This window comes from Adlercreutzia aquisgranensis, from assembly GCF_943193145.1.
Taxonomy (GTDB): domain Bacteria; phylum Actinomycetota; class Coriobacteriia; order Coriobacteriales; family Eggerthellaceae; genus Xiamenia; species Xiamenia aquisgranensis.
This window is the reverse complement of record NZ_CALPDA010000006.1, coordinates 110,111-136,244: the sequence shown is the minus strand read 5'-3', so window position 1 is coordinate 136,244 and position 26,134 is coordinate 110,111. Positions and strand designations below refer to the sequence as shown.

23 protein-coding genes are annotated in these 26,134 nt (G+C 63.5%); 10 read left to right on the top strand and 13 right to left on the bottom strand.

Annotation, left to right across the window (positions count from 1 at the left end; all coding sequences use genetic code 11):
• Positions 1-3: 3 nt before the first annotated feature.
• The 4 genes from NFR41_RS05070 to rpoN all read right to left on the bottom strand — a co-directional run bounded on the left by NFR41_RS05070 (position 4) and on the right by rpoN (position 6,745).
• Positions 4-1,221 (bottom strand): CoA transferase, encoded by a 1,218-nt coding sequence (locus NFR41_RS05070; protein ID WP_251230961.1) that lies wholly within the window; start codon positions 1,219-1,221, stop codon positions 4-6.
• Positions 1,222-1,257: 36 nt separating this feature from the next.
• A complete protein-coding gene (locus tag NFR41_RS05065; RefSeq protein WP_251230960.1) occupies positions 1,258-3,318 on the bottom strand; it encodes an oxidoreductase in 2,061 nt (686 codons plus the stop codon).
• Between the two features lie 90 nt (positions 3,319-3,408).
• Positions 3,409-5,172, bottom strand: a complete 1,764-nt coding sequence (locus NFR41_RS05060) for a sigma-54-dependent Fis family transcriptional regulator (RefSeq protein ID WP_251230959.1) — start codon at positions 5,170-5,172, stop codon at positions 3,409-3,411.
• 142 nt (positions 5,173-5,314) lie between these two features.
• Complete coding sequence (gene rpoN, locus NFR41_RS05055) at positions 5,315-6,745, bottom strand: RNA polymerase factor sigma-54 (protein ID WP_251230958.1); 1,431 nt, start codon at positions 6,743-6,745, stop codon at positions 5,315-5,317.
• A 278-nt stretch (positions 6,746-7,023) separates the two neighbouring features.
• Here rpoN and NFR41_RS05050 point away from each other — a divergent pair, with 278 nt between their 5' ends.
• Positions 7,024-8,247, top strand: coding sequence for a CaiB/BaiF CoA transferase family protein (locus NFR41_RS05050; RefSeq protein WP_251230957.1), 1,224 nt, complete (start codon positions 7,024-7,026; stop codon positions 8,245-8,247).
• A gap of 101 nt (positions 8,248-8,348) precedes the next feature.
• Here the strand turns inward: NFR41_RS05050 and NFR41_RS05045 are convergent, their stop codons facing one another.
• Positions 8,349-10,103: an FAD-binding protein gene (locus tag NFR41_RS05045; RefSeq protein WP_251230956.1), complete on the bottom strand. Its 1,755-nt coding sequence runs from the start codon at positions 10,101-10,103 to the stop codon at positions 8,349-8,351.
• A gap of 253 nt (positions 10,104-10,356) precedes the next feature.
• Here NFR41_RS05045 and NFR41_RS05040 point away from each other — a divergent pair, with 253 nt between their 5' ends.
• From NFR41_RS05040 to NFR41_RS05010, 7 genes are all read left to right on the top strand, one after another.
• Positions 10,357-12,057 carry a response regulator transcription factor gene (locus NFR41_RS05040; RefSeq protein WP_251230955.1) on the top strand — a complete coding sequence of 567 codons (1,701 nt, stop codon included), beginning with the start codon at positions 10,357-10,359 and terminating at the stop codon, positions 12,055-12,057.
• Positions 12,058-12,223: 166 nt separating this feature from the next.
• Positions 12,224-12,595: a hypothetical protein gene (locus NFR41_RS05035; protein WP_251230954.1), complete on the top strand. Its 372-nt coding sequence runs from the start codon at positions 12,224-12,226 to the stop codon at positions 12,593-12,595.
• Between the two features lie 136 nt (positions 12,596-12,731).
• Entirely contained in the window at positions 12,732-12,968 is a 237-nt protein-coding gene (locus NFR41_RS05030; RefSeq protein ID WP_160213558.1) for a hypothetical protein, read from the top strand.
• Positions 12,969-12,980: 12 nt separating this feature from the next.
• A complete protein-coding gene (locus NFR41_RS05025) occupies positions 12,981-13,364 on the top strand; it encodes a hypothetical protein (protein WP_160213557.1) in 384 nt (127 codons plus the stop codon).
• Positions 13,361-14,110 (top strand): DUF4417 domain-containing protein, encoded by a 750-nt coding sequence (locus NFR41_RS05020; protein WP_160213556.1) that lies wholly within the window; start codon positions 13,361-13,363, stop codon positions 14,108-14,110. Before NFR41_RS05025 ends, NFR41_RS05020 begins: the two co-directional genes overlap by 4 nt.
• 10 nt (positions 14,111-14,120) lie before the next feature.
• A complete protein-coding gene (locus NFR41_RS05015; RefSeq protein WP_160213555.1) occupies positions 14,121-14,498 on the top strand; it encodes a helix-turn-helix domain-containing protein in 378 nt (125 codons plus the stop codon).
• Positions 14,479-15,180 carry an ImmA/IrrE family metallo-endopeptidase gene (locus NFR41_RS05010; RefSeq protein ID WP_251230953.1) on the top strand — a complete coding sequence of 234 codons (702 nt, stop codon included), beginning with the start codon at positions 14,479-14,481 and terminating at the stop codon, positions 15,178-15,180. Before NFR41_RS05015 ends, NFR41_RS05010 begins: the two co-directional genes overlap by 20 nt.
• 99 nt (positions 15,181-15,279) lie before the next feature.
• Here the strand turns inward: NFR41_RS05010 and NFR41_RS05005 are convergent, their stop codons facing one another.
• The 4 genes from NFR41_RS05005 to NFR41_RS04990 all read right to left on the bottom strand — a co-directional run bounded on the left by NFR41_RS05005 (position 15,280) and on the right by NFR41_RS04990 (position 17,547).
• Entirely contained in the window at positions 15,280-15,468 is a 189-nt protein-coding gene (locus tag NFR41_RS05005) for an ATP-binding protein (protein ID WP_160213553.1), read from the bottom strand.
• A 302-nt stretch (positions 15,469-15,770) separates the two neighbouring features.
• Positions 15,771-16,793: a hydrogenase expression/formation protein HypE gene (gene hypE / locus NFR41_RS05000; protein ID WP_251230952.1), complete on the bottom strand. Its 1,023-nt coding sequence runs from the start codon at positions 16,791-16,793 to the stop codon at positions 15,771-15,773.
• 61 nt (positions 16,794-16,854) lie between these two features.
• A complete protein-coding gene (gene nikR / locus NFR41_RS04995; protein ID WP_160213551.1) occupies positions 16,855-17,283 on the bottom strand; it encodes a nickel-responsive transcriptional regulator NikR in 429 nt (142 codons plus the stop codon).
• Between the two features lie 9 nt (positions 17,284-17,292).
• Positions 17,293-17,547: a dynein gamma chain protein gene (locus NFR41_RS04990; RefSeq protein ID WP_160213550.1), complete on the bottom strand. Its 255-nt coding sequence runs from the start codon at positions 17,545-17,547 to the stop codon at positions 17,293-17,295.
• A 423-nt stretch (positions 17,548-17,970) separates the two neighbouring features.
• Here NFR41_RS04990 and NFR41_RS04985 point away from each other — a divergent pair, with 423 nt between their 5' ends.
• A complete protein-coding gene (locus NFR41_RS04985) occupies positions 17,971-19,368 on the top strand; it encodes a cation:proton antiporter (RefSeq protein WP_251230951.1) in 1,398 nt (465 codons plus the stop codon).
• A 35-nt stretch (positions 19,369-19,403) separates the two neighbouring features.
• Here NFR41_RS04985 and NFR41_RS04980 read toward each other — a convergent pair whose 3' ends face one another.
• The 4 genes from NFR41_RS04980 to NFR41_RS04965 all read right to left on the bottom strand — a co-directional run bounded on the left by NFR41_RS04980 (position 19,404) and on the right by NFR41_RS04965 (position 25,249).
• Positions 19,404-20,144, bottom strand: a complete 741-nt coding sequence (locus NFR41_RS04980; RefSeq protein ID WP_432762690.1) for a response regulator transcription factor — start codon at positions 20,142-20,144, stop codon at positions 19,404-19,406.
• Complete coding sequence (locus NFR41_RS04975; RefSeq protein WP_251230950.1) at positions 20,144-21,811, bottom strand: ATP-binding protein; 1,668 nt, start codon at positions 21,809-21,811, stop codon at positions 20,144-20,146. The genes NFR41_RS04980 and NFR41_RS04975 overlap by 1 nt, the downstream gene beginning before the upstream one ends.
• A gap of 174 nt (positions 21,812-21,985) precedes the next feature.
• Entirely contained in the window at positions 21,986-22,564 is a 579-nt protein-coding gene (locus NFR41_RS04970; RefSeq protein ID WP_251230949.1) for a 4Fe-4S dicluster domain-containing protein, read from the bottom strand.
• A gap of 12 nt (positions 22,565-22,576) precedes the next feature.
• Positions 22,577-25,249, bottom strand: coding sequence for a molybdopterin-dependent oxidoreductase (locus NFR41_RS04965; protein WP_251230948.1), 2,673 nt, complete (start codon positions 25,247-25,249; stop codon positions 22,577-22,579).
• A gap of 336 nt (positions 25,250-25,585) precedes the next feature.
• Between NFR41_RS04965 and NFR41_RS04960 the strand changes: the two genes are divergently transcribed.
• Positions 25,586-26,119, top strand: coding sequence for a hypothetical protein (locus NFR41_RS04960; protein WP_251230947.1), 534 nt, complete (start codon positions 25,586-25,588; stop codon positions 26,117-26,119).
• The last annotated feature ends 15 nt before the right edge of the window (positions 26,120-26,134 follow it).

Sequence of the window (26,134 nt, the reverse complement as noted above, 5' to 3'; positions counted from 1 at the left end):
CTCCTAGCTCTTCTTGATAATGCCCTCGGCATACATCTGCTCTATCTCCCCAGATGCGAAGCCGAGCTCTTCAAGCACATCGTCGTTGTCCATGCCGTAGGTGGGGCCGCCGCGGAACACCTGTCCCGGGTTGCGAGTGAATGCCGGAATGCACCCCACACCCAGCACCTCTTTGTCATGCACGGGATCGTCCCAGGTAATCAGCGTGTTGCGCGCCTGGTACTGCTCGTTTTCCACCATCATGTCGAAGGTCATGATCATCGAGCAGGGGATCTGACGGTCGTTGAAGGCATCGTTGACTTCCTGGGCGCTATGGGCGTTGCAGTACGCCTGCAGCGCCTCGAGCATCTTCTGGGCGCGCGGGCCGTCGGCCTTGCGGTAGCCCGCATGGGGCGGATCGAAGTCCGGATCCCCGGTAAGGCCCAGCAGCTCTTCGGCCCGCTTGCAAACCGCGGCGCCCCCTAACGCGAAGGTGACGCAGTTGCCGTCGGCGCAGCGCATGACGTTGGGAATGGCCACGAAGGCGTTGCCGAAATTGCCCAGACGCGGCGGCTGCGACCCGCCGTTGACCGCATCGATGAGGAAGTTGCCCTGGATGCGCGCCATCACCTCGTACTGGGCCACGTCGATGCTCTCGCCTTCACCCGTCGCCCGTGCCCGGTACAGCGCCATGGAGGTCGCCATCGCGGTGAACAGCGCCGTCACGTAGTCGCACGTATAGGGCACCACCGGCAACGGTAGCGCCGGATCGGGCATGCCGTTGACGGCCACGTAGCCGCCGAAGGCCTGGCCGATGGTGTCGAACGACGCCCGGGACACGTAGCCGTCCACGCCGGTCTGGCCGTAGCCGGACACGTGCGCGATCACGAGCGCCGGGTTGATGGCCCACAGAGCCTCATCGTCGAGTCCCCAGCGTTTCCACGTGCCGCCTTTCGACGACTCGATCAGGATGTCGGACTGGGCGATGAGCTTTTTCAGCACCTCCTCGCCTTTCTCCGAGCGCACGTCCAAGGCAATCGAGCGGCTGTTGCGATGCTCGATGGCCCAGGCGTTGCCCATGTTGCGGAACATGTCGGGGGCCTTCGTGGACTCCACCTGGATGACGCTGGCTCCCTGCTCGGCGAAGAACGTGCAGGCCACCGGGCCGGCGATGTTGGTGCCCACGCCCAGCACGCGCACGCCCTCCATCGATCCGAACCGGGGCTGGTCTGCTGCTTTCATCCTCTCACTTCCTTCTTGCTTTCCGTTTGCTTCTGCTTACACCCTGCAACCGGCGCGATAGCCCTGCTTCACAGCATCGGCCATACGGGCCGGCTCGGCGCAATCCCCTACTGCGTACAGCTCCTCAACCACCTCCCCCAGCTCGTCGGCCAACTTCGTGTTCGGCGCGAAGCCCAGGGCGATGACCACGGAATCGGCCGCAATCTTGTGCTCGGCGCCATCCTCTACGATGGTCACCCCGTCGTCTTCGATGGACTTCACCGTGGAAAGCGGATGCAAGCGCACGTTGTCGGCTTTCTTGAACTCGGAGAGCACGTGGAAGCGGTCGCTGCTGCCCACGTCGAAGCCGATCTTCTTGTGGTCGTCGACGATGTCTATCTGCCGGCCGTGGCGCATCATCTCGCGCCCCAGCTCGCAACCGGGAAGGCCGCCGCCGATGATGGCGATGCGCTTCTTCAGGGGCCAGGGGAAGTTGCCCAGAGCCCAGCGGGCCAGCGCCGGCGAGTACAGGCGGGGCAGCGTCAGCGCAGCTCCCTTGTACATGAGCTTGTTCAGCACGCCCTTGCTCTTGGGAGCATGGCCGTTGATCATTTCCAGTATGTAGTGGGATTGCAGCACGTTCTTGCCATCGGCGCCGGGAACGTCCAGCTCCATGGCGTCGCCACCCGTGGCCACGATCACCGCATCCGGGTTCTCCTGGCGCACGTAGTCGGGGGTGACCTCGGTGTTAAGGCGGATCGAGATGTTGGGGTCGGCGGCCAGCTGATCGGCATAGCGCCCTAGAATGCGCTCGTAGGTGGGGCTGAACACCGCCGAGAGCACAAGTGCGCCCCCGATGCGCGGGCCCTTCTCCACCAGCTTCACCTTATGGCCCCGCGCCGACGCCGCCAGCGCCGCCTGGATGCCCGCCATGCCCGCGCCGGCCACGAGCACCGTCTTGCTGCCAGCTGCCTTGCCGCCGCCGTACAAGGGTGCGTCCAGCTCCTCGCCCAGATGCGGGTTCACGCTGCAGTAGTTCAGCGGACGCCCCTTGCCCAGCACGTCGTCGAGGCAGCGGCAGCAGCCCACGCAACGGTCGATCTCGTGGGCGCGGCCCTCGCAGACCTTGCGGGCAAAGGCCGGGTCGGCGATAACGTAGCGCAGGCCGGCTATGACGTCGGCCTTCCCCTCTTCCAGGATGCGCTCCATCACCACCGGGTCGGTTTCGCGGTAGGCCGTGGCGACCGGCTTGCTTACCTGCTGCTTGATCTTCTCGGACACGAAGGACCAGTGCCCGTCGGGAATGTCTTTGGTGGTCAGCGGGATGGAGGTCTCGTGCCAGCCGATCATGAGGTTGTGCAGGTCGCAGCCCGCCTCGTCCAGCATCTTGGCAAAGGCGAAGGACTCCTCCACGTCCCACACGCCGCCTTCCACGTACTCCACCGGCGACCAGCGCACGAACACGGTGTAGTCCTCGCCGCAGGCTTCCTTCACATCGCGGATGCACTCCAGGGTAAGTCGCGCCCGGTTCTCCAGCGAACCGCCGTATTCGTCGGTGCGGTCGTTGGTCGCCAGCGACAGGAACCGGTTGAGGATGCCGCCGACGCCGGCCATCACCTCCACGCCATCGAAGCCGGCTTGCTGGCAGAGCTTCGCGCAGTTTCTCAGCTGGGCCCGAAGCGTCTGGATGTCCTCGATGCTCATGGTGGTGTACGGCGGCTCGCGCCACGCCTTCGGTCCCGGGCCGTAGGTGGTCTCCGGACGGCCGTCGCCAGGATCCCACAGGTGCACGGCCCACGGCTGGGCCACGATGAGCCCGCCGTGCTTATGCACCGCCTCCACCATGCGGCGAAGCTCGGGCAAGTCGCTCTCGTCGGCGCCGGTAACCAGCGGATGGCGCACCTCAGTAGAGCGGCGCCAGGGGGCTATGGTCTGGCAGATGACCGCCAAGCCTCCCGCCGCGCGCTCCTCCAGGAAGTTCAGCAAACGCTGCGTCGGTTTTCCGTCGGGGGTGATGTACCCATGGCCCGGGCCCATGGACGTCGAGATCATGCGGTTGCGCAACATGAGGGACCCCACCTGGATGGGAGAGCACAGCAGCTTGAAGCTGTCACCCATGGCATCCGTCCTTTCCTCTTGGATACGTCTTCACGTCCAAGGAAAGTGCGCACGCCGTGCCAAGTCTTCAGTTTTCGGAAAAATTTCTCCCTAGCCGCGCCGCCGAAGGATGTGGTTGCGCACGTCCTCGGGCAGCACTTCGGAGCCTTGCCCGCAGAAGATGAGGCACCGCTCCACCACGTTGCGCAGCTCGCGGACGTTGCCGGGCCATTCGTAGGAAAGGAACGCCTCCAGGGCCTCGGCGGAGAACGGCGAATGGGGAATACCCAGATCGGTGCTGACCTGACGGTTGAAATGCTCCACGAACAGGGGGATGTCGCCGCTTCGCTGCCGAAGCGGAGGCAACGTCAGCTCCACCTGGGACAGGCGGTGGTATAGGTCGTTGCGAAACGTCCGCGCCTCCAACATGGCGGCAACGTCTTGGTTCGTGGCGGCGATGACGCGGATGTCCACAGGGCGCACCTGGTTGCTGCCTAGGGGCGTGACCTCGCGCTCCTGCAGCACGCGCAGCAGTCCCACCTGCATATCCGGGGGCATCTCGCCTATCTCGTCCAAGAACAGCGTGCCGCCGCTCGAGAACTCGAACTTGCCCAGCAGGCCCTCAGCGTTGGCCCCGGTGAACGCGCCGGGAGCATAGCCAAACAGTTCGCTGGCCAGAAGGTCGCGCGGAAGGGCTCCGCAGTTCACGGCGACAAAGGGGCCTTTGCGCCCCGACCGGTTGTGGATGGCCCGCGCAATCACCTCCTTGCCCGTGCCCGACTCCCCCAAAAGCAGCGTGTTCACCTTCAACGGCGCCACATGATCCACGAAATCCAGCACCTCGCGCCAGTCGGGGCTCTTCCCCACCACGTCCTGCTGCAAGCTGGCCGGCGCCGGCTCCTTGCTCGCGGAAGTCGGTTCGCTATAGCGCTCGAACAGGAAGAACCGGTAGACCTGCTTCGCCGAAAGCGAGCATTGGCGCACCGCGGTCAGCCGGTAGGGCTGCTTCGAGCGCCCGAACTCCACCACCGTGTCCGGAGGCAGCCCCAGCGGGTCGTTCACCGGAAGCGCCATGAGCTTGCGCGCCGTCTTCTCGCCGCCGGCCACCCATCGGCCCAGCAGCTCCGTGCCATAGGGCGGCACCGACGACTGCTTGCGCGTGCCCAGCACCTCGTCGTTGACCGTCAGCACGTGCCCCTGGCCGTCGGTCACCACCAACGCCCCTTCCAGCAGCGCGAACAGCGGGGCGAAGAACTCCACGGAGGACAGCGGCTGCCACGCCTTATGGTTCAGGAAGAAGAGCTTGCGCAACTGGCGAGCCACCACCGAGGCCATGATTTCCGCGTTGGGCGGCAGCGGCAAAAGCGGGCTGTTCAGGTTGATGGCGCCGCCGAACGTGCCGTCCTCGTAGAGAAACGGCGCCGAAGCGCCCGAGTAGGCCTGGCTGCACACGCGGTAGTGCTCGAAGTAGTCGCAGCGCACCGGCTTGTTCTCCACCTGCACCAAAGCGGCGTTGCACGTGCCCACCAGCTCTTCGCGCATCTCCTGCCCCACGGTAAGCGAGTAGTTCGAGAAGGGAGACACCAGGTGGTACACGTAGCCCTGCTTGTCCATGAGCGAAACGTTGCATGCCAGAAGCGAGCTCACCACCCGCATGACCGGGTCGGCCACGCGGATAAGCCGCTCGTGGTCGTTGCGAGCGCCGTCCAATCGCGCCTCGTCCACATAGCGGCGCGTGTTGCTCCAAGGATTGATGGCCGCCTTGCGACAGCGAGCCCACGAGCGGGCTATCTCCGGTCGCACGACCTTCGCCGGATGCTCGGCTCCAGCGGCGTACTCCCGCCACGCATGGGCCATGGCATTGTCTTGCAACATGGGCTCGTACCTCTTTCCCGCACCTGCGCGCCGAAGGTTCGTCTCGCAGAAAAGACCCCCCAGCCCTGCCGCAGCCAGCGGGGGAATCGCCCGTCTCAAAACGCAGAAGGTGCTATTGTAGCGGAATTGCTTGGGAGTTTCGTCAACGGCAGACGCCGTACATGCGCCGTCGATCCGTAGAGCAGGGAATGCCCAGGCACTCCCGATACTTCGCCACCGTGCGCCGCTCTATCCTCACGCCCTTGGCCACCAACGCCTGCCGCAGCGCGTTGTCGCTCAACGGCCGGCAGCGATCTTCGCCCTCCACCATGCGCTTGATCGACGCCTTCACCTGGTACGTCGCCACCGCTTCGGCCGGAGCGTCCGCATCGTCTGGCTCGCGTCCGGTCACGCCCGCCCTGAAGAACACGCTCAGCGGGAAGACGCCGAAAGGGGTGCGCATGGTCTTTCCCGCTATGGCCCGGCTCACGGTGCTCGGATGAACCCCCAGCTCGTCAGCTGCATCGCGCACGGACAGCGCGTCGAGCAGCGCGCCCTGCGATTCGAAGAAGCGCCGCTGGTGCACAACTATATAAGCAGCAAGGCCGCTTACCACCTTATGTCGAAACGCCACATCCCGCAGCAACCCTGCAGCCTGGCGATGCCTCTCGTCCAGATACCCCTTCGCCTCCCCGTCAAGCGACGGGGACAGGGAAAGCCGCCGATAGCCTTCGTCGATGGACAGCCCCGCCGTCTCCGAAAGGGAAAGCGACACCGCAAGGCCGCCGTCGGGCGTGCGCGAAACCACGACGTCGGGGACCGTATAGCGCACCGATTCGGCCCGGGCGAAGGGACGCCCCGGCCAAGGGTCCAGCGAGCGCAGCACCGCAAGCAGGCGTGCGCCTTCCTCGCGGGTAACGCCGTACGTGCAGGCGATGGAGCCGCCTCGCAGCGTCGGCACGTCGTCCAGCCGATCCCTCACCAGCTTGCAGAGAAGGTCGTAGTTCGCATCGTCCTGGTCGAGCTGAAGCAGCAGGCAATCCCGCACATCCTCGGCCCCCACGCCCCGCGGCTCCAAGGTGCGAATGAGCCGCAGCTCGTCCTCGACTTCCTGGCGCGGGCATCCCAGAGCAAAGGCGATGGCGTCCACATCCCCTTGGAAGTACCCGTGTTCGTCAAGGCATTCGGCCACCTCCAGAAACACCGCTTCGTTGGCAGGGGTGCATTGGCAGAGCAGGTACTGCGAAAGCGACAGCCGCTCTTGCAGAAACGCAGCCGACAGGCGCCCGTCGTCGTAAAGGCCGTGCTGCCGGCTCCCCCGTTCCCGCGACACCGCGTCCCCCGCAAGCCGGTTGCGCTCCTGAGCATCGTCGAAGGAAACGCTTTCCGCGCCGGCAAAGGCATCAGGGTCGAAGGCCAGCATGACGTTGTCGTCCACCGCCGACTGCAAAAACGACCGCAAATCGCATGAGGGCATGGCCAGCATCTCCATGCTGCGGAACAGCGTAGGAGAGAGCGCCTGGCGATGGCTTTGGCGCTGTTCGACCTGAAGGTCGTGGCGCCACCCAGCCGTCGGTGCCTGCCCGTAGCCCACACGCCCTCCCTTCTTCCCCGCGTCGCGCCCGCTTGGCTTCCGCCAGGCTGGCCGCAGCCCCAATGCCGTTCCGCTCAGCCCGCTTGAAGCGCGCGCTCGCCGGCAGACAGCCCGATCAGCGCACCGACGCTTCTCAGCAGCACCTCGCTTATGCCGTTTGCGGCCGGTGTACTCCGCAGTAATTAAGCAATATCCCTGTTTATTCTTCATTACAGTGCTTTTGGCATGAAATACGCTTCTCATGATAGCGGAAAGGGTTTTCGGAGAAAAGGGGAATCATGGGGGAACACGCGCCGTTCGGGCCGCTGCAGGGGGTTCGGGTCTTGGGGTTGTGCCAGGCCATCGCAGGACCGTTCGCCTGCAGCATGCTGGGAGATATGGGTGCCGACGTCATAGCCGTGGAGAATCCGAAAGGCCGCGATACCTCGCGACCGAACGCCGCCGCACCCGGCTGGGGAACGGTCATGGATCGGCGCAACTCCCGCTCTCTGTGCATCGACGTGCGCAGCAGCCAGGGACGAAGCGCCTTCGACAAGCTGGTAGCCACCGCCGACATGCTGGTCGATGGCTTTCGCGGAGGGCAGCTTGCTCGCTGGGGGCTCTCGGACGAGACGCTGTGGCGGCTCAATCCGCGCCTGGTCATCGTCCATATTTCCGGCTACGGCCAAACCGGCGTCCCCGACTACGTCACCCGGGCCTCCTTCGACGGCATCGGACAAGCCTATTCCGGCTTCATGGAGATGAACGGCTACGCCGACCGCCCGCCGCTGCCGGCGTTTCCCCAGGTATCGGACTACTATGCCGGCTTTATGGCCTTAACCGGCGGCCTAGCGGCGCTCCACCGCGCCCAGGCGACCGGCCAAGGCGAGAGCGTGGACGTAGCCCAGTTCGAGGCGATGCTGCGCTGCTCGGGCTTCTACGTGATGAGCTACCTGAACACCGGGGCGCTCCCCCAACGAAACGCCGCCATGAACGCAGGCGTCGGCACCTACACCTGTGGCGACGGCGTGAACCTGTTCCTGCAGAGCCTGGGAGCCGGCGTGCTGCGCAACCTCTGCGGCGTGCTGGGCATCTCCTACCCTTCCGAGGACTTTCCCGAAGGCATCGTAGGTGCTCGCAAGGGCACCCGGGCCGCTGCCGTGCTGGAAGAGCAGCTGGCGGCGTTCCTCGGGTCCCGCAGCGCTCAGGAGGCCGAGGAGGCGCTGTCCGCTGCAGGGGTGCCCGCAAGCCGCGTCTACACCTTCGCCATGGGCGAGGCCGACCCCCACTACCAGGCGCGCGGTATCTTCACCGAATGGCGAAACGCCTACGACGACGGCACCACCCGCGGCGTAGCCGTGGTGCCCCGGCTTACTCGCAATCCCGGCCGCATCGAGCGCGGCATGCCCTGCGTCGGCCAGCACAACGAGGAAATCCTGGCCGAGCTCGGCTTTACCCCAGAGGAAACCAAACGCTGGTACGAGGCCGGCATCCTTAAGAAGGAGTCGGGCCCGAAAGGCTAAGGGGCGCCGCGGCATCAGCCCCCGGCACCCCTAGCGTTGCCCCTTCGGTCACTCGGCGCAGGGCCAGGAAACCCTGCGCCGAGCAGAAGCCTCGATTGCCCCTACCAACGGGGGATGTCGTGGCTAATCAGCTCGGGCTTGTCCCACATGAACTTGCCGTTGGGGTCGCGGAACATGTCCTCCACGTCCTCGAACTTCGCCGGCTTCGAAGGCGTAAGGCCGCCGGTCAGCGCATAGATGACAGTGTAGCGGCCAGCATTGAAGCAGTGGCCGTTGGACGAGCCGGCGGGCATGTGCCAGTTGATGCCGCCGCACACGTCTCCCCCGTTCACGCCGGCGCTGAACAGGCCAGGGATGGGGTTGCCTTCGGCGTCGATCACCTGATAGTGCTCGTCCACCAGCAGACCGCCGTTGTTCGCCGACAGCGTCTCGGGGTTGTTGATGATCCCGTAGAACGGCGGCGTGTCCACGGCCTTCATATATGCAGGGTTCTTGCCGAAATCGGTGTCAGCTCCGGAAGCGCACAGCTCGTTGTAGCGGGCGATGCCGTCCAGGAACGGCTGCGGGTCGTCGATGCCCATGTTGTACAGCAGCTCCTCCAGCGTGTCGCCCTTGTAGGTGGCAAGGCCCACGCCCAGGCCGCTGCCGCGCTCGCCGCCGCCCTCGATGGTGCCCTGCACAAGCGCCTCCACATCCTCCACGGTGGCCACGCCGGGGAACTTCTCCTCCACGGCGGAATCCAGGAAGCGGTAAAGATGCTTCTTCATATCGGCGGGATAGCAGTACTTCATCACCGTGTTCCAGTCGGTCATCACCACCTCTTCGTTCATGAAGCGGTTGCCTTCCGGGTCAAGCGATAGAATGGGCGTGGCCAGAAACACGCGGTCGTCGGAGAACAGGCTGTGGATCTGGCGCGGGTGGGGACCCGGGGCAATACGACCGCCGGCCAAAGCCCCCAGGATATGGCCGTCGCCGGTATGGTTGATGAGGTCGGGCTGCCAATCTATCACGTCGCCGTTGTAGCGGTTCAGCAGCGACTCGTTGTTCATGTAGTCGCCAGCAGCCAAAATGACGCCCTTGTTCGCGTTCACCTTTATATACGACCCGTCGGACGCCTTGCCTACCACGCCGGTAACCGCGCCGGATTCGTCCTGCACCAGCTGCACCGCCGGCGTGCTGTAGTGGAAGACGGCACCGTCCTTCTCCGCCTGGGCCGCCAGCGCCTCCATGAGCACCTGGTTGCCCGGCTGGATGGCCTTGCACACGGCCACGGTTCCCAGCCCGTCCAGGTACACGCTCTCGCCGGTCAGGCACACGTTGGGCTCCACGCCTACTGCAAGCCCCTTCTGCAGAATCCAGCTGAGGGTCTCGTCCGAGCGCTCCTCCCAGTACTTGAACAGCTCGCGGTTGAAGCGCCACAGGTTCTCCTCGGCCCACAGCGACGTCCAGCGAGCAACGGCCGCCGGGTCGGAGTACTTGTGGGCGACGCAGGAAGCGCCGGCGCCGTTGGCGGAAACGATGCTCTCCTTCTGCAGGCAGCACACCGTAGCGCCCTCTTCCAGCGCCGTCACCACGGCAGGCACGCCGGCGCACCCGGCCCCCACCACCACGATGTCGTAGGTTTCCTCGGCGGCGAAGTCGGTGATAGGCTCAAGCTCGACGGCGGAGTTCTCCACGTCTGCCATGGTGATGCTGTCGGGCAAGGCAACCGACGAACCGCCGGCAGCGGGCTCGGCTTGACTTTTCACGGGCGCGTTACCGCATCCGGCAAGCGCCCCCAGCGCCAATCCGGAAGCCGCCGCTATGCCGCCTTTCACAAACGAGCGCCTGTTGAAGGCCATGGTCTTGTCGCTCATCGCGCATCCTCCTCGTAGTTGCCGCAAGGCCGCCCCACGCGGCCCGCATCCGTACGCCAGCCATGGTGGACAAGCAACCGCAGGCGCACAATCACCGAACCGGGGGCAATCGCGACTGCCCGCCCATCATCACCATTTTGGTGATATTTCGCGTTTTACCAGGTAGACAGCACACCTCATCGAGCGCTTGCCGTCATGCATGACAGGGAATACCTCTATAATGGTTGCACTCACGCCAAGAAGGAAGGAGCCTATGGCAGCGCAGGAGAGACGGGAATGGCTTTTCGTGGCCGGCCTCTCGCCGTTCTGGTTCGCCCTCAGCTACCAGCTCGTGCCCGAATCGTTCGCCGCGCTCTCCGGCTTCTCCGTCGGCTCGCCCGCCTTTTGCCTGGGCTCGCTTCTGCAGTGCGCCTGCGCCATAGCCATAGCGCTTGCCTGCCTGCTTGCCGCAGGACCGCGCAAACCGGGCAATCCGTCCGGGAGACAAGCGGCCGGACGCCGGTGTGCCGGCTTGCACTGGCCACCTCTTCTGCGTGCCGCTGCCTTCTACTCCGCAGGCCTGTGCCTGCTGCTGGTGGCCCTTTCGCCCCTTGCGCCCTGCGGCCCCCTGGCATCCGCGTCAAGCGTGCTCTGCTCGACGCTCTTCAGCCTGTTCACCTGTGCCACCGCGCTGCAATGGGCCCGCATCTCCTGCCGGATCGGAACGAAGCGCGCATGCCTGCTGTCCGCCTACTCGTTCCTGGCCAACCTCCTGATAGCGTTGCTTCTCACCGTCGCGCTCGGCTCTCTCGGCGCCGAGCAACTCTTCGGTCCCATCGCCGCATTCCTGCCGCTCGCTTCGGCAGCAGTGGCTTTCGTACCGCTCGAAGGCTCAACCGCAGCGGAGGGCGTCGTCGGGCATCGTGAAATATCGACGACAAGCGGCGCGACATCTCCAAGAGCGCTCATCGCCAGCCCCTACACGCTCATGGCGGCGGCGCTGCTGTTCTACCTGTTCGCAAGCTACCTCTTCAGCGGCCTGTTCTCCCACCCCGGGATGCCCTTTTCCACCACCCTGCTCAGCAAGCTGCTGGCCGTTGCCCTCGCCGGTGCGCTAGCTGCGCTGGTCTCCCGCGCAGACGGAATTCTCCCGCGCAAGGGACAGTCCGGCTTCCTGAGGGTGCTCGTGTTCTTCACGCTCATCTGCGTGACGGTTTCCTACCTGGTGGCCATGCTGATGGGCAACCATCCCGACCTCTGCGAGCAGCTAGTGCTTCCCACGCGCATCCTGGCGCTATTCCTGCTGTGGGAGACAGCCCTCATGTATTCGGTGGCGGAGGGCGTTCCCGCAACGGCTGCCGTAGCCGCGCTGTTCCTTATCCCCTTGGGCATCGAGATGTCCTTCGCTATGTTCGCCCGTTTCGTGACGCCGCTCATCGCCGACCTCCCCGCGTACCTGTGGCTGGGCGCCTGCATCATTCCGGCCATGCTGCTGCTCATCCTGGCCGTGCTCAACCTGCAGACCAAGACCTCGACCACAAACACCCCCGCCGCGGCCGGAAACCTGACCGCCTTGGGCGCCGGCAATGCAGCCGCGGCAACCAGTACGCCCAGCACGAACGCCGACGGTGCACCCGTCGTACGCGGCAGAAACCCGTCTTCCGAACCCGCCACCAGCCCCGCCGCCGTAAGCAGCGCTTCCCCTTGCGCGGAGGACCCGAATCAGCCAGAAGCGCCGGGCAGCCCCCTAAGCGCCCGCTGCGACGAAATCGCCTCGCAGTTCGGGCTGACGCCGCGCGAGCGGGAGGTGCTGCAACTGCTTGCGGCGGGCAACTCCCACCGCAAGATCGCCGACGTGCTGGTCATCTCGCTCAGCAGCGCCCAGACCTATTCGAAGAACATCTACCGCAAGCTGGGCGTCCACTCCCGCCAAGAGGTCATCGACTTGATAAGCCAGAACGACCGGGCCCTGTAGTCGCGCCGGGCAGTCCCAGCATCCGCGCGACAAAGCAAGCATGAGCCAGCTGTCAGCCTCGGCGATTCACCGTTTTGTGTTTTACAGATATGTGATTTACTCAATGGTGAATTCATGATACCCTACAGACCGCTGATGAGAAAAACTCTGCGAGACAGGAGGTTACATGGCCGATAGCAAAAGCGCTTACTCGGAAGCAGCGGACTACTACGTGAAAACAACCGCAGCACAGGACGAAGCCATGGCTCGCGCCTACGCCAAGGCGCGAGCTCGCAAGGACCGTCACGGGCATCGGTGGGAAACGACCAACGTCAACCTGAACGAGATTTGCGACCGGTTCGCCCCGGGTGACCGAGGAGAAGTCAAGGGGACGAAGTACATCTTCGCGGGCGAACGGTACAGCGTTGTAGCGGACATGGCTGCAGGCTACGCTCGAATCTACGACCGGATAGCGCGAAAGTACACGCTTCTCGACGGCTCACCTTGCGACAACGACGACCTCACCCACTTTCGCATCTTGAAGCGAGAGGAGATGTAGACGTATGCATATCACCCTTATCATACGCCCCGAAAACCTTGTACACTATGGAGATATTCCATGCCACTCTTCGCAGTCCGAAGGGAATAACGAGGTCTACTACCCTTCAATCCAACCATTCGACGATCTCGATACATTGTGGCCCGTTCTCTACGATGATTTCATTCTCCCCATCATGGGCGCTTGTGACATGGTGCTCAGCCTAGGCGACCCTGATTACTTCGACACGGAACACTGCAAGCTCCTGGCAGCATGGCTGCACAACCGTATGGAGCGCCCGGTACCTCCCGTTCTGCAGGACTTCTACGAGAAACTCCTCGAGTACGCCGAACGAGCCATCGAGCTGGGCACCGGCGTGGTTGTGGAGCTGTAAGGGGGCGACCGAATGAAAAGCACTTACAAGCTTCTGGGCGCCATGTGGGATCGGCTCCCCTCGGAAAACCCCGGTTTCATTCTCTGGGACTGCACGTACAGCCCGCTGGGCAGCAAGCGGTCGCTTTTCGATACCAGAGGCGAGAGACGCTTTATACCCCTTTCCCACCTCTTCTCCTTGGAAGACCCCGCACAGCTCAGTTTGCTCGTCGAGCGCCTTAAAGAATGCAGTCACGTGGCCCTCGTCCTCGACTATGTCCCCACGGTAGGCTCGCTCGTCAACTTAGAGTTCTTTATCAAGCGCGCTAACCAGATGCGTTCCTTTTTTGCCGACGCGCTCCCTGATGCCGAAGTCCGCATAATGACGCCCCTCTTGGCGGAGAGGCTCAGCTCATGATATCTAGTCTGCTCGATATCGTGATGACCGTAGATGGCATGACCGCCTATCTGCAAGATCGCGGAGTCGGATTCGACGAAAAGGGTTTCCCTCTCCTCGCCCCTGAGATGTTTCTCGACGAATGGCCAATAGACATGGTGCCCTTCAAGCACCGAAACGCTCCCTTCGTCGGGGACCCCTCTGACACGCTCCTTTGCTTTTTCGCTGCGGACACCGACCTCTACCCCCGCATCGACCGCGTTCTTGACGATCTACCAGAATATCGCCGCTTCAAGGGCGCCGTCATGATGGACGCGACGGTTACTCAAGACATGGACCTCGAATGGCAGGGAGAGATAATGCTCCTCAATCAGTTGTTCATGTCTGTGCTGGCCGTGAACAACGTGCCTGTCGTGGCAAACCTTCGAACCGGTTCCCGGGCAACGTTCAGGCATCTTGACGCCATTCCGCAAAACGTGATGTGGGCGGCAGGGTTCCTCGGCTGCGCACCGCTGCAAAGCAACGAAGACAGCTTCTTCCTCGAGAAGGTGCTTCGCGTCCGCCCATCCAAGCTCATCCTCTATGGGCGCCAAGACAAAACCGCAGAGGAGCAGCTCAACCGTTTTGGAATAAACTGGCGCCGATACAACCACGTTCGAGAACGGTACTTCGACGGCAAAGTCAAGGACTCCGATAGGGAGAATGACCCTCCCGCGCCAGACGGCAGCCCCAACGAAGGTATAATGCTATCATCGCACTTCTCATAAAGGAGACCCCGTGGTTACGGAGCTTGGAAAGCAGCTAAGAAGCATTCGCGCACAGCGTGGCGAATACCTAATGGACATGGCAAAGAAGGTCGGTCTCTCGCCGGCTATGCTCTCGTCCGTAGAAAATGGAAACCGCAACGTACCCAAGGGCTTTATCGAGAGGGTCGGGGCAATCTACCAACTCACGTCAGCCCAAATCGAAGAGCTGCACCGAGCCCGGGCAATAAGCGACGAATCAGTAACCGTAAGTCTGGAAGGACTATCGCCCGACGACAGAGACCTCGCCATCTCATTTGCCCGCAGGTTCCCCGCCCTCGACGAGCGCAGCAAGTTTACGATAGCGCACATGCTCGCACACACGGAGGCCGATGCTGAAAACCAACGTTGACTTCTCAAAGCCATCACATAACCCCGCCTACTCCCGCGGAGTGAAAGTCGCGCCCCTCAGCAACGATAAGCTCAGGGCGATCGCCTCATCTGTGCGACTGTCGTTCGGTCTTGGCGATAGCGAGCCCTTCCCCGTTCGGGAGATGATTGAGTTTTACTTCCTGCCCATCTGGCCCGACTACTCTTTTGAAATCCTCGGAAAAGAAGAGCTCGGTGAAGATCTCGGACGGACCTACCCGACCATACATCGCTTGTGTCTACGGGAAGATGTCTACAGCGACCTCTGCAAGGGGCTGGGATACGCCCGTTACACTGGTACCCACGAAGGAAGTCACCTTATACTCGCACATGGCGTGGCTGACCCCAACGAAAAGCAATCCGAGACGACTTTTCGATACGAGAACGCCGAATGGCAAGCAGATGTCCTGGCAGAAGAGCTTCTTATGCCCCTGTGCGGAATCGTCGGCATGGACAAGTATGAAATCGCCGACAAGTTCGGGGTGTCGGTAGCGGCAGCCCAAGTACGCATCGAACGAGTTTCCAAACAGCGGGAAAGGAAGCGGGCGCAGTTCGTCTCAGTCCCATCTCCAAAGCTTTCAACAACCGCCCCTCTCGCCATTCCCCCTAATCCTTTTCCGCTCAAGCGCTGCGTCGAGCGAACGGCTCCCCATCCAGCAATATGAGATAGCCCGCACCGCTTGTCGCCATCGCAAGACGGCAAAAAGGCCCGGTTTCCTTTAGGAGCCGGGCCTTGCAGCTACAAGCTGAGGAAAGACTTCGCGCTACTCCTCGACGATCTCGGGGATGGCGCCCATGGGGCACTCTTCAACGCAGTCGCCGCAGGCGATGCAGCTGTCTTCGTTCACCACTTCGGCAACACCGCCGACAACTTCCAGCACTTCCTGAGGGCACGCGTCAACGCAGATGCCGCAGCCGATGCACTCGTCAGCATCGATAACCGGATGGGACATGGCTTGCTCCTTCTCGTCTGTTTCAACCCCGCGCTCGCGGGCCCATGCGCTTTTGGCATGAGCGCAAGATACCAAACTCCGCCCACAATGCAAGGGCAATCTTTTGAAGTGCATGGGAGCTTCTACAAGCGGCAAGACCTCTGCTCGAACGCCGACCCGCCGGAATCCGGAGGGTCTCGGCCGTCCCCGACGGCAACCCGACCGCCTTTGGGCGTGCGCAAGGGGCGTCAGGGGCATGCCGCTACGCCAGAGGCGTCGGCGCAGCAGCTCGGACGCGCGCGAGCAAACACGCCGACCAACCGCTAGCAGATGCGCGGAAGCTGCTCGCCCACCAGCATGTCCAGGATGCGCTTGCCGCCGAAGCCCGTGCGCAGAAACACCTTCGGGCCGCGCTCGGGACGGGCCTCTTCCACGTGCCCGATAATGGCCGCATCGGCGCCGTAGGGGTTCGCGCGCATGGCCGCTAGAGCCGCTTCGGCCTGATCGGGGGCCACCACGCACACCATCTTGCCCTCGTTTGCCACCTGCAGCACGTCGTAGCCCAGCATCTCGCATGCGCCGCGCACTGCAGGCTTCACGGGAACCGCGTCCTCGTCCACCACGAAGTCCACCCCCGCCTGGGATGCGAGCTCGTTCAACGTGGAGGCCAAGCCCCCGCGCGTAGGGTCGCGGAAGCAGCGCGTCTGCGGAGCCGCCGCCAGCACGTCGGCGATCAGGTGGTTCAGGGGGGCCGCATCGCTTCGAATGTCGGCGGAGAAGGAAAGCTCCTCGCGGCAACTCATGATGGTAATGCCGTGGTCGCCCAAGGTGCCGCTCACCAGCACGGCGTCCCCCGGCCGGCACTGCGCGCCGCCCAGGTTCACGCCCGCGTCCAGCATGCCCACGCCCGAGGTGTTGATGAACACCCCGTCGCCGTGACCGCGGTTGACCACCTTCGTGTCGCCGGTGACGATGACCACACCTGCCTCCCGGGCGCACTCTGCCATGCTGGCGCAGATGCGGCGCAGATCGTCCACGAGAAAGCCCTCTTCAAGGATGAATCCGCAGCTCAGATACAAAGGGGTGGCGCCCGAAGTGGCCACGTCGTTCACGGTGCCGCACACCGCCAAGCGCCCAATGTCGCCGCCGGGGAAGAAATGGGGCGTCACGACGAAGCTGTCGGTGGAAAACGCCAGGCGCTCGCGCGGCCCGGGCGCCGGCAGCACGGCCGCATCGTCGCCGCGGCGCAGCTCCTCGCCAGCGTAGGCTTCGAAGAACACCTCGTCGATGATGCGCTTCATCATCGTGCCGCCACTGCCGTGGCCAAGCATCACCACTTCGTCCATGACGCCTCCATCTTGTCGTCCGGAAATCGTCGTCCGCGCCGCGAACGGGCGCAGGTTCGGATCAGCCCCACAGGCTCCTGCCCGTGGTGGTCAGCACCAGCTTGCCGTTCTTCACACCCTTCGTGCCTAGGATAAGGTTCGCGATGTCCTGCACCAGCTCCGCCTCTCCGCGCAGCACGATCACCTCCAGGCAGCCATGGGCGTCCAGGTGCACATGCATGCTGGACACGATGTTGCCGAAGTACTCGTGCTGGATGGCGTGCAGCTTGTCCTGCAAGTCTGAGGAGTGGTGGTCGAAGGTGATGGTCAGGGTCCCCATCACCTCGACGCCGGGCATGGCGCAGCGCTCCTCCACCAGGGCTTCGCGCACCAGGTCGCGCACTACCTCGCTGCGGTTCTTGGCCAGGCCGCGCTTGGACACCAAGCGGTCGAAGTCCATGAGCAGGTCCTCGGGCATGGCCACCGAGAAACGCACCAGCTCGCTTGCCATAGCAGCGTCCTAGACCAGGCTAACCGTCACGCCGCCGGCAGCGTCGGCGTCGTCTTCCAAGGCGTCCTTCGCTTCGTCCAGCTTGGCACGCACCTCGTCCAGCAGCGCCTGGGCCTCATGCAGCCGCTCGCACACCGTGGCGTAACCGGCATCGCCCGCCATGTGCCCCAAAGTGTGGGCCCAGCGGCGCTCCAGCTTCACGTGGTCGTCTATCTGGTCGATCATCTGCTCGAACTGACCGGTGTTAACTCCGTTGGCGCACATGGCGTCCTCCTTGGGTTCTCCGCCTCCCGACAGGCCCGTGCGGGCTCGCCGAAAGCGGCTACGATCGCGGTTTTCGCTCCGCCCGTTATAGGCCAAAGGCGCATCGGGGGCAACTGCCGCGTGTGAATTTTTCCGCAAACTGTAGCATTCGCAGGTGGAAAGCCGCGCCGGCAAGCCCGCCACGCAGCCTCCGTCAACAATCCATTGCCGCTGCACGGCCCTCTGCGCCAGCCGCGGCGCTAAGCGTTATAGTAAGCAAGATGGTCGGCGAAACGCAGACGATGCCGAAGCCGCTCACCATACCGACGCATGCCGGAGGTGCGCCGCAGCAGCAAACCGCCAGCATCATACCGGCCACAGCAGCCCGCCGCCCGCCCGACGCGCATCCGCAACGCGCCGCAGCAGCCCAACCAAGGAGGAGCCATGACCGCCGACCTGGTCTCTCTTGCTTACATATCCCTCGTTGCCGTGGTCTGCCCCCTTCTGGCGTCGCTCATTCCCGGCAAGGCAGTGCCCGAAACGGTGCTGCTGCTCATCGCCGGCGCGCTGCTGGGTCCTTATGGCGCGGGGATCATCCAGACCAACGAGGCCATCTCGCTATTCTCCGACCTGGGGCTGGCTTTCCTTTTCCTGCTGGCCGGCTACGAGATCTCGCCGAAAAGCCTGGCCGGTGCCGAGGGCAGGCGCGGCGCGGCCACCTGGCTCGTCACCTTCGCCATCGCGTTCGCCATCGTGGCGCTGTGGCCCACGCTTTCCGCCTTCGACCTGGACGGGCTCGCCGTCGTCATCGCGCTTACCACCACGGCCATGGGAACCCTCCTGCCCATCCTGCAGGAGCGGGGGATCCTGGGCACCCGCGTAGGCGACGAGATCATCGCCTACGGGACCTGGGGCGAGCTGTTCCCCATTATCGCCATAGCGCTGCTGCTTTCAGCCCGCGCCACCTGGCAGACCATGCTGGTGCTTGCCGCCTTCCTGGCCATCGCCGTGCTGTTCGCCATCGTGCCGAAAGTGGGCAAATCCGTGGGCGGCAGGGTGTCCACTTTCATCCGCGACAACGCCGACACGAACTCCCAGATGATCATCCGCACGGTGAACCTGCTGCTCATAGGGCTGACGGCTATCTCGGCGGTGTTCGACCTGGACATCGTGCTGGGCGCCTTCGCCGCCGGGTTCATCCTGCGCTTCATCATCCCCGAGGGCAACCAAACCATGGAGATGAAGCACAACGCCATCGCCTACGGCTTTCTGGTCCCGCTGTTCTTCGTGGTATCGGGTGCCAAGGTCGACCTGCGGGCCATCGGGGAGGCGCCCGAGCTGCTGGCCCTGTTCATCGTGCTGCTGCTGTTCGTGCGCGCCCTGCCCATCTTCGTGTCGCTGACGCTGGGGAAAAGCTCGCGCGCCATGGACGTGCGCGAGCGGCTGACGGTATCGTTCTACTGCGCCACGGCGCTGCCCATCATCGTCGCCGTGACGTCCGTGGCCGTAAGCGCCGACGCCATGAGCCAGGAAACGGCATCCGTGCTGGTGGCGGCCGGCGGCGTGTCGGTGTTCCTCATGCCGCTTCTGGCCTTGCTGGCAGAACGAGCCATGAACGCCGAAGCAGGCAGGGCGCTGCGAGAGATCCGCCAGAGCCCGAAAAGCACCCTGCACGTCCTGGCCGCCCATCGCCGGCTGGAGCGGCAAGTACGCGCAAGCCTGAAGGACAAACGTCGCGACTGGAGCTCCTACGACCTGGATTCCCGCTGTCCGGGAGGCCGCTGCGAGCGAAACGAAGCGAAGGAGTTCGAGGACGCGTCGCTTTCCAAGCAGGTGCGCTGACGCAGCAGGTGGCGCCCGGGCGCCAAGCCCTAAGGCTAGACCCGCTCGACGAACTTGTACCCGACGCGCCAGACCGTCAGCAGGTACTTCGGCTGCGAGGGGTTGTCCTCTATCTTCTCGCGGATCTTGCGGATGAACACCGTGATGCTGCTTTCGTCCACGGTGCTGTCCGACCCCCAGATGTGCTCGTAGATCTGGCCCCGGGTGAACACCTGGCCGGGGTTGGCGGCCAAAAGCGCCAAGATCTCGAACTCCTTGGCCGTCAGGTTCAGCGGCCGACCGCGCAAGTAGGCCTCGTAGGAATTGAAGCGGATCTCCAGATCGCCCGTCTTGCTCGACCCCTCCCGGCTGACGGCCTTGGCGAAGGCCAAGTCGTCCCGGTGGCGGCGCAGGTGCGCCTGCACCCTCAGCAGCAGCTCGTCGGAGCTGAACGGCTTCACCACGTAGTCGTCGCCCCCGGCGTTGAACCCGATGGACTTGTCCACGATGTCGCCTTTGGCCGACAGGAAGATCACCGGGATCCTCCTGCCTCCCTCGCGCATGCGGCGACACACCTCGAACCCATTCATCCCCGGCATCATGACATCCAGGATAAGCAGGTCGGGCTTCTCCTGCACCAGCATCTCCAGGCCGCTCGCACCGTCCTGCGCCCCACAGAACCGGTAGCCCGAGCCCTCCAGAATGCGCCGCATCAGCACATGCAGGCTCTTGTCGTCGTCGATAAGCATGATCTTGGCCGCCGCCGCAGGCCGAGACGATGCAGCGTTTCGCTCCACTAGCCCTCCTTTACCCTCGCAGGCAGACTCACAACAAACGTGCTGCCATGCCCCAACTCGCTTTCCACTGCTATGGTGCCCCCGTGCATCTCCACGTACTCCTTGGCCAGCGCCAGCCCCAACCCCGTTCCGCTATACCTCCGCGAAACCGACGAGTCTACCTGGACGAACCTTTCGAAGATGCGCTCCCAGTCCTGGGGCGCGATGCCGATTCCCGTATCGCAAACCCGGATGAGGACGTGCTCTCCCTGCTCGTCCATGCCTATGGAAAGCCGCACGCTGCCCCCTTCGGGCGTGAACTTCATGGCGTTGCCGCACAGATTCTCGACCACATGGCGAACCTTCTCGAAATCCGCGCTTATCAAGGGGACGTCTGGATCTATCTCGCAGGAAAACTCCAGGCCATTGCGGCTGGCAAGGGGGCGCACCACGTCGCACACCATGCCGGCCACATCCCCTAAATCGACCACTTCCACGTTCATATCCGTTCTGCCCGCGTCCAGGCGGCTCATCTCCAGTATGTCGTTGATCATCAGCAGCAAGGCATGGCTGTTGGCTTCGATCTCACGCAGGGTCTCCGCCTCTTTCTCGTCAGCCGGCTCACTTTCGCTGCTCAGCAGCTCGGCGAAGGCGATGATGCTGGTCAGGGGCGTGCGAAGCTCATGGCTCATCATGGCCAGGAAGTCGGACTTGTAGCGGTTCTCCTCCCTGAGGCGGCGGTTGGCCTGCTCGAGCTGACCCCGCTGCTGCTCGAGTACCTCGTTGGCCCGGGCCAGCTGCGCGGTCCTGTCGCTTACCTGTGTCTCAAGGCTCCCGTAGATGCCGGACAGCTCGGCGGCCATGGTGTTGAACTCGCGCATAAGGTCGTTTATCTCGCGCGAGGACTGGGAATGGGCGAACCGCACGTCCAAGTTGCCCTGCTGGATGCACTCCACGCCGGAGCGTATGCGGGCCAGCGGCTTGGTCACCAGGTACCGCAGCGCCAAGTAGATGACCAGCAGGCACACGATCAGCATGCCGCCGAAGAAGATGACGTCCTGGATGATGGAGGCGCGCTCGCTTTCCATGTACACGTCCAAGGGCATGACGATGCTTATGGCGCCGCCCACGTCCCCCAGCTTCCAGCCCTCCTTCGCGAAACCCGTCACGTCCAGCTCGCCCGCCGGCTCGCCGTGGCATTCCAGGCAGTTCTGCTCTATGCGCATGGGGGCGACGTAGCGGAAGACCTCTTCGCCGTCCTGCTCGGTGATCTGGTAGAACTCCACGGCATCATGCTCGAAGAACGCGTTCAGCGCCGCAGACTCAAACGCGTCGGGCTCGTCGGCGGGGTTGCGGGGGTTGAAGTTCACGAACTTGGTGGAGTAGGTCGACTGGGACGTGAACAGCTGCCCGATGCTGCGACCTACGATGGCGCAATGAAGCCCCTGATAAACGCCCTTGTCGGTATAGGAGATCTGCTCAAGCCGGTCTTGGTTGGAGGCCATGAACCCCCAAACCGCGTCCATCTGCTGGGCCAAAACCTGGCCCTTCTCCCGCAGCTCGTTCTCCATCTGGGAACGGGCGTTCATCGACGTCCAGACGATGTTCGCTCCCAGCGACATGACCACCAAAAGCACGATGAGTACGCCGAACTTGGTCTTCAGACGCACGTTGCCCAGGTCCCTCACGGCTCGCCCCCTCACAGTATTCGCCTCTCGCGCAGCGCCGAGCGCGCATCCGATGCTTATCCTACACCAGGCAAACGGAAAGAGCGCAAAGCGACCGGGCGGCGGCATCGCCTCCCCGCCGCAGCAGACAAGAGGGCGCGGCTGCCCTTTTCGGCACCCGCGCCCGGCAAAGCCCTAGAACCAGATCTCGCTTCCGGCCGAATCGACAGCGACAGGCCGCGGGCCGATCAGCGTGCACGGCTCCGTCTCGGACGAGCTAGGAAGCATGGCGATGTCGCGCACGGCGTCAGGATGGCGACTCTTCAGCTCGTCGAAGGGGCCGAACTCCAGCGCCCGCATGGGGCACGATGCCACGCAGGCCGGGCTCTCGCCGGCGTTGCGCAAGGCCAGGCATCCATCGCACTTGTGGGTCAGCTGCAACGACTCTATATAGGTGGGCACGCCGTAGGGGCAGGCCTTCACGCAGTACTGGCAGCCGATGCACTTCTCGTCGTCGTGCAGCACCGTGCCGTCCTCCTCGCTGATGTACATCGCCGAGTTGGGGCAAACCTGTACGCAGGCGGGATTCTCGCAATGATTGCATGTGCGCGAGTAATGGTACACCGTGGCAGAAGGAAACTCCCCCACCTCGTAGTCCTCCAGACGTCGGAACGTATCGCCCACGGCAAGGTCGTTCTTGTCCTTGCATGCAATCTGGCAGGTCCGGCATCCGATACAGGCCGCCATGTTGAAGTAGAAACCTTGCTTCGTCATCTCATCGCTCCTTTAGGCCTGAGCCGAGACGATGCGCATCTCGACATCGATATCTTCCGGAAGTGCCTCGCCGTACTTCTCCAAGTTGCAGATGCAGGTGTTCCAGCCAGACGTTCCTTGACCGGACTGCACCTGACCCGTCAGGTAGTTGTCGGAGCCAGCACGGTCTATGCCGGTATTCTCGTCGACGTTCACCCATGCGCCGTGAGGCAGGCCGATCACGCCGGGCATGAGCCTCTGGGTGACGCTCGCCTTGCGCAGGCATTTGCCGTGAGGGCTGGTCAGAAGTACCGTGTCCCCGGTGGAGATGCCCTTCTCCGCTGCGTCGACAGCGCTGAGGAACACGGGGTTCGGCCAGGTTTCGCGGAGCCACTGCACGTTGTCGAACACCGTATGAGAACGACGCAGGTAATGGGGGTTGTAAACCTGGAAGGGATACTGACCCTTGATGCCCTTGTCAAAGTCGGAGAACGTCGCCTCGTAACCCTCCTGGGGTGCGATATAGGTCGGAACCGCCTCGATGGTCGAGAACCCGATGGCATTAATGGAGTCCCTCAACGTCTGGGAGCAGATCTCCATCTTCCCCGTCGCCGTCTTAAGCGGGTTGGCTTCGGGATCATCGACAAAGTCCTTGAACGCGATGAAGGTATAGGCGTCGCCCTTCTTGCGCGGAATCTGGTACACGCCGTCGGAGATGAACTTGTCTAGAGCGACGACGCCTTCCTGGGGCTCGCCCTCGCACCCCCATTTCGCGATATCGTCCGCGGTGATAGTCAGCAGCGGCTTCTCTTCGCCCGCCTCGTCGATATAGGTGGCGCCGAGAAGCTGGTTGAACAGCGCCTGGTGATCGCTGAGCGCGTAAAGCTGGGTGGCGTCAAGTCCCAGCTTGTCGCACAGGCCGCGAGCAATCTGGGCGTCGGTCTTGCTTTCATACATGGGGTCGACAACCTTGGAATGGTAGAAGAGCGCTTCCTTGCCGCCCGTCTGGAAGCCTCCCTCCACCTCCCACATCGACGTCACGGGCAGCACGATGTCCGAGTACAGGGCGTTCGTGGTAAGGAACATGCCATGGGAAACCACCGTATCGACCTTGCGGTGGGCCTCGATGCCCATGGCCTGGCCGTCAGCGGTCTGCAAGCGGGCACTGCTGTCGTGGTAGATAAGCTTGATGTCGACGTCGCGCTGCTCCCCCGGCGACTTAGCAGTGGCTCCACCGCAGTAGGTGTAGGAGCCTTCGAGGATGCCCTGCCACATTTGCGTATGGTTCATGCCCTCGGTGGCGGCAAGGGGGTTCTTCACGGAAGGCTGACCGGCTGCTCCGGCTTTCACCAGATGAGGGCCCCCGTTGAAGGCGTACCGATGGCCGGAGATGCCGCACATGTGTCCCGATTTGCCGTAATGACCGCCCATGGCGCCCACGGTCATGAACACCTGACCGAGCGAATCGGAGCTGTGAGTGCGGCCGTTGGCCCAAGCAGAGAGGATGGCCACTTTGTTATCTTTGCCAACGATCTGGGCCACCTCACGAATCTTCTGCGGATCGGACCCGCAAATCTTCGACGCCCACTCCGGCGTCTTGGGAACGCCGTCATAGGTGCCGAGCACGTAATCTTTGAAGTTGCCCTCGGGATCTTCGCCCTCGGGCATGGAGTCGGCGTCGAAACCAACCGTGTACTTCGCTAGGTAGCCCCAGTCAATCAGGTGCTTTTCGTCGTCCATCTCAAGCATGGCATTGGCGACGCCCAGCAGAAACGCGATATCCGTCGAGGGTCGGCATTGGATCCAATCCGCATCGACTAAAGCATAAGAATCGTTGTAGAACGGATCGATGCCGATAAACTTCGCACCAGACTGCTTGACCTGTAGCATGAAGCTTGAGGGGTTGCCTGCAGACGACCATGCGGGATTGATACCCAAAGCGACAACGTAGTCGCATTCCTGGAGGTCGAAGCGGTCGTTGATGCCAGTTCCTCCGCCGGAGAACCCATCAGGCAAGCCGACGGTCGGCGCAGTGAAGCGCCACGAACCCCAAGAGGTGGTTCCCCAGTTCGGAATGAAGCCGCCCATAAGGCTGAGCACCTTGCACGCCTCGCCTCCGTCGCCGAAAAAGGCGCGAGGGCCGTAGGCCTCGGCGATGCGGGTGAACTCACTAGCCACTAGCTCGAAAGCCTCATCCCAGCTAATGCGCTCCCACTCATCCATACCGCGCAGTTCGCCGTGGGCGTTCTCGCCACCGCCCGGCTGCCAGCTCTTGCGCTTCATGGGGTACTTCAAACGGTCGGCAGAGAACACCTGATTGCGCTGGGAGTGGCCGCGCACGCAGCTTCTCTGCTGCGGGAACTCGGCGGAATCCTCGTGACTGTCGTCGGTCTTCTGGCGAACCACCACCCCGTCGCGCACCAGCACCTTGTTCACGCAGCGGCCTCCGCAGTTGTGCCAGCACGCCGCGCTTACCCATGTGCCCTCGGTGATGTTGCGGTCGTCAACGGGCATGGGCGAGCGGGTCTCCTCTTCTTCCGCTCCGGCCTCGGTCGGGTCGGTGGCGGGCGTGGTCTTCGGGCCGCTGCTCGCGCAGGCGCTCAGCCCGCCGGCGGCCAGCGCCGTCGTGGCGGCCGCACCCAGCTTCACGAAGCTGCGCCTGTTCAGCCACGGCGCCTTGCGCAATACGCTTTGGTGGTTTGCCATTGCTTCCTCCTCTTTGATTGCGTCATTGGTTTCCCCTAGATGGCTTTTTCAAGCCTGAGCTCAGCCTATGCCTGTAGGTCATTAATCACCATGCCCCGAATACTGAGTCTTTCTTACCGAAATCTTTCCCAATCCTTAATAGCCCTTGACATCCGCAGCCCGCGTCTCTCACGTCGTTCCGGACACAGATGGGCGAAGGAAGCCCACCGCGCTCGACAACCATGCGCATCGCGATGGGGTAGAATGACGACAGACGACAACGTTTCGCCGTCCGCCGTCGGTGGCCGCCCACGGACTCCGACGCTCGCCCTACCCTTCGAAAGGCGTACCGCCACCATGCCCAAAGCCAGCGCAACCATGTACGAAGCAGCCCTTGACCAAGCATGGGGCATGTTCGCCGACCATCTGCAAGGCCAGCGCCTGGGCACGTTTCTGGTAGTGAGCGCCCGCCCGCTGCACGAAGCGGCGCAAACCGCCTGCCGCAACTCGGCCCGGGCATTAGGCTACGGCGACGACGGAGCGGTGGTCGCCAGCCTGGAGGCCTTCGGCGCCCCCGACAGCCTCGACGCATCAGGCCCTGTCGACTCGCCCGACGGCTCCGACCGCCCCGACGCGCAAGCCCTCGACCCGCGCTCGCTGTTCGTGCTGGTCGAAGGCATCGACCCGCTGTGCCTGGTCTGCGCCGACCGCACCAGCGCCGAAGCGCTCTCCGCCGGCTACCGCTGCCCCCTCGCCCTGGGTGAGCGCGCCTCGCTGCTGGGCCGCCCCTTCGTGGCCTTCGACGATTTCGAATCGCTCATGGAAACCGACCGGGGCAAGCAGGAAGCCTGGGCGCTCCTGCGCACCCTGCCGAAGTTCGGCGAACGCTAAGGGACGACCGGGGAC

Excerpts from the sequence above, each read along its gene's own strand:
- NFR41_RS05070 (WP_251230961.1), bottom strand. The coding sequence starts at position 1,221 with ATGAAAGCAGCAGACCAGCCCCGGTTCGGATCGATGGAGGGCGTGCGC.
- NFR41_RS05065 (WP_251230960.1), bottom strand. The coding sequence starts at position 3,318 with ATGGGTGACAGCTTCAAGCTGCTGTGCTCTCCCATCCAGGTGGGGTCC.
- NFR41_RS05060 (WP_251230959.1), bottom strand. The coding sequence starts at position 5,172 with ATGTTGCAAGACAATGCCATGGCCCATGCGTGGCGGGAGTACGCCGCT.
- NFR41_RS05050 (WP_251230957.1), top strand. The coding sequence starts at position 7,024 with ATGGGGGAACACGCGCCGTTCGGGCCGCTGCAGGGGGTTCGGGTCTTG.
- NFR41_RS05045 (WP_251230956.1), bottom strand. The coding sequence starts at position 10,103 with ATGAGCGACAAGACCATGGCCTTCAACAGGCGCTCGTTTGTGAAAGGC.
- NFR41_RS05040 (WP_251230955.1), top strand. The coding sequence starts at position 10,357 with ATGGCAGCGCAGGAGAGACGGGAATGGCTTTTCGTGGCCGGCCTCTCG.
- NFR41_RS05035 (WP_251230954.1), top strand. The coding sequence starts at position 12,224 with ATGGCCGATAGCAAAAGCGCTTACTCGGAAGCAGCGGACTACTACGTG.
- NFR41_RS05025 (WP_160213557.1), top strand. The coding sequence starts at position 12,981 with ATGAAAAGCACTTACAAGCTTCTGGGCGCCATGTGGGATCGGCTCCCC.
- NFR41_RS05020 (WP_160213556.1), top strand. The coding sequence starts at position 13,361 with ATGATATCTAGTCTGCTCGATATCGTGATGACCGTAGATGGCATGACC.
- NFR41_RS05010 (WP_251230953.1), top strand. The coding sequence starts at position 14,479 with ATGCTGAAAACCAACGTTGACTTCTCAAAGCCATCACATAACCCCGCC.
- NFR41_RS05005 (WP_160213553.1), bottom strand. The coding sequence starts at position 15,468 with ATGTCCCATCCGGTTATCGATGCTGACGAGTGCATCGGCTGCGGCATC.
- hypE (WP_251230952.1), bottom strand. The coding sequence starts at position 16,793 with ATGGACGAAGTGGTGATGCTTGGCCACGGCAGTGGCGGCACGATGATG.
- nikR (WP_160213551.1), bottom strand. The coding sequence starts at position 17,283 with ATGGCAAGCGAGCTGGTGCGTTTCTCGGTGGCCATGCCCGAGGACCTG.
- NFR41_RS04990 (WP_160213550.1), bottom strand. The coding sequence starts at position 17,547 with ATGTGCGCCAACGGAGTTAACACCGGTCAGTTCGAGCAGATGATCGAC.
- NFR41_RS04985 (WP_251230951.1), top strand. The coding sequence starts at position 17,971 with ATGACCGCCGACCTGGTCTCTCTTGCTTACATATCCCTCGTTGCCGTG.
- NFR41_RS04970 (WP_251230949.1), bottom strand. The coding sequence starts at position 22,564 with ATGACGAAGCAAGGTTTCTACTTCAACATGGCGGCCTGTATCGGATGC.
- NFR41_RS04965 (WP_251230948.1), bottom strand. The coding sequence starts at position 25,249 with ATGGCAAACCACCAAAGCGTATTGCGCAAGGCGCCGTGGCTGAACAGG.
- NFR41_RS04960 (WP_251230947.1), top strand. The coding sequence starts at position 25,586 with ATGCCCAAAGCCAGCGCAACCATGTACGAAGCAGCCCTTGACCAAGCA.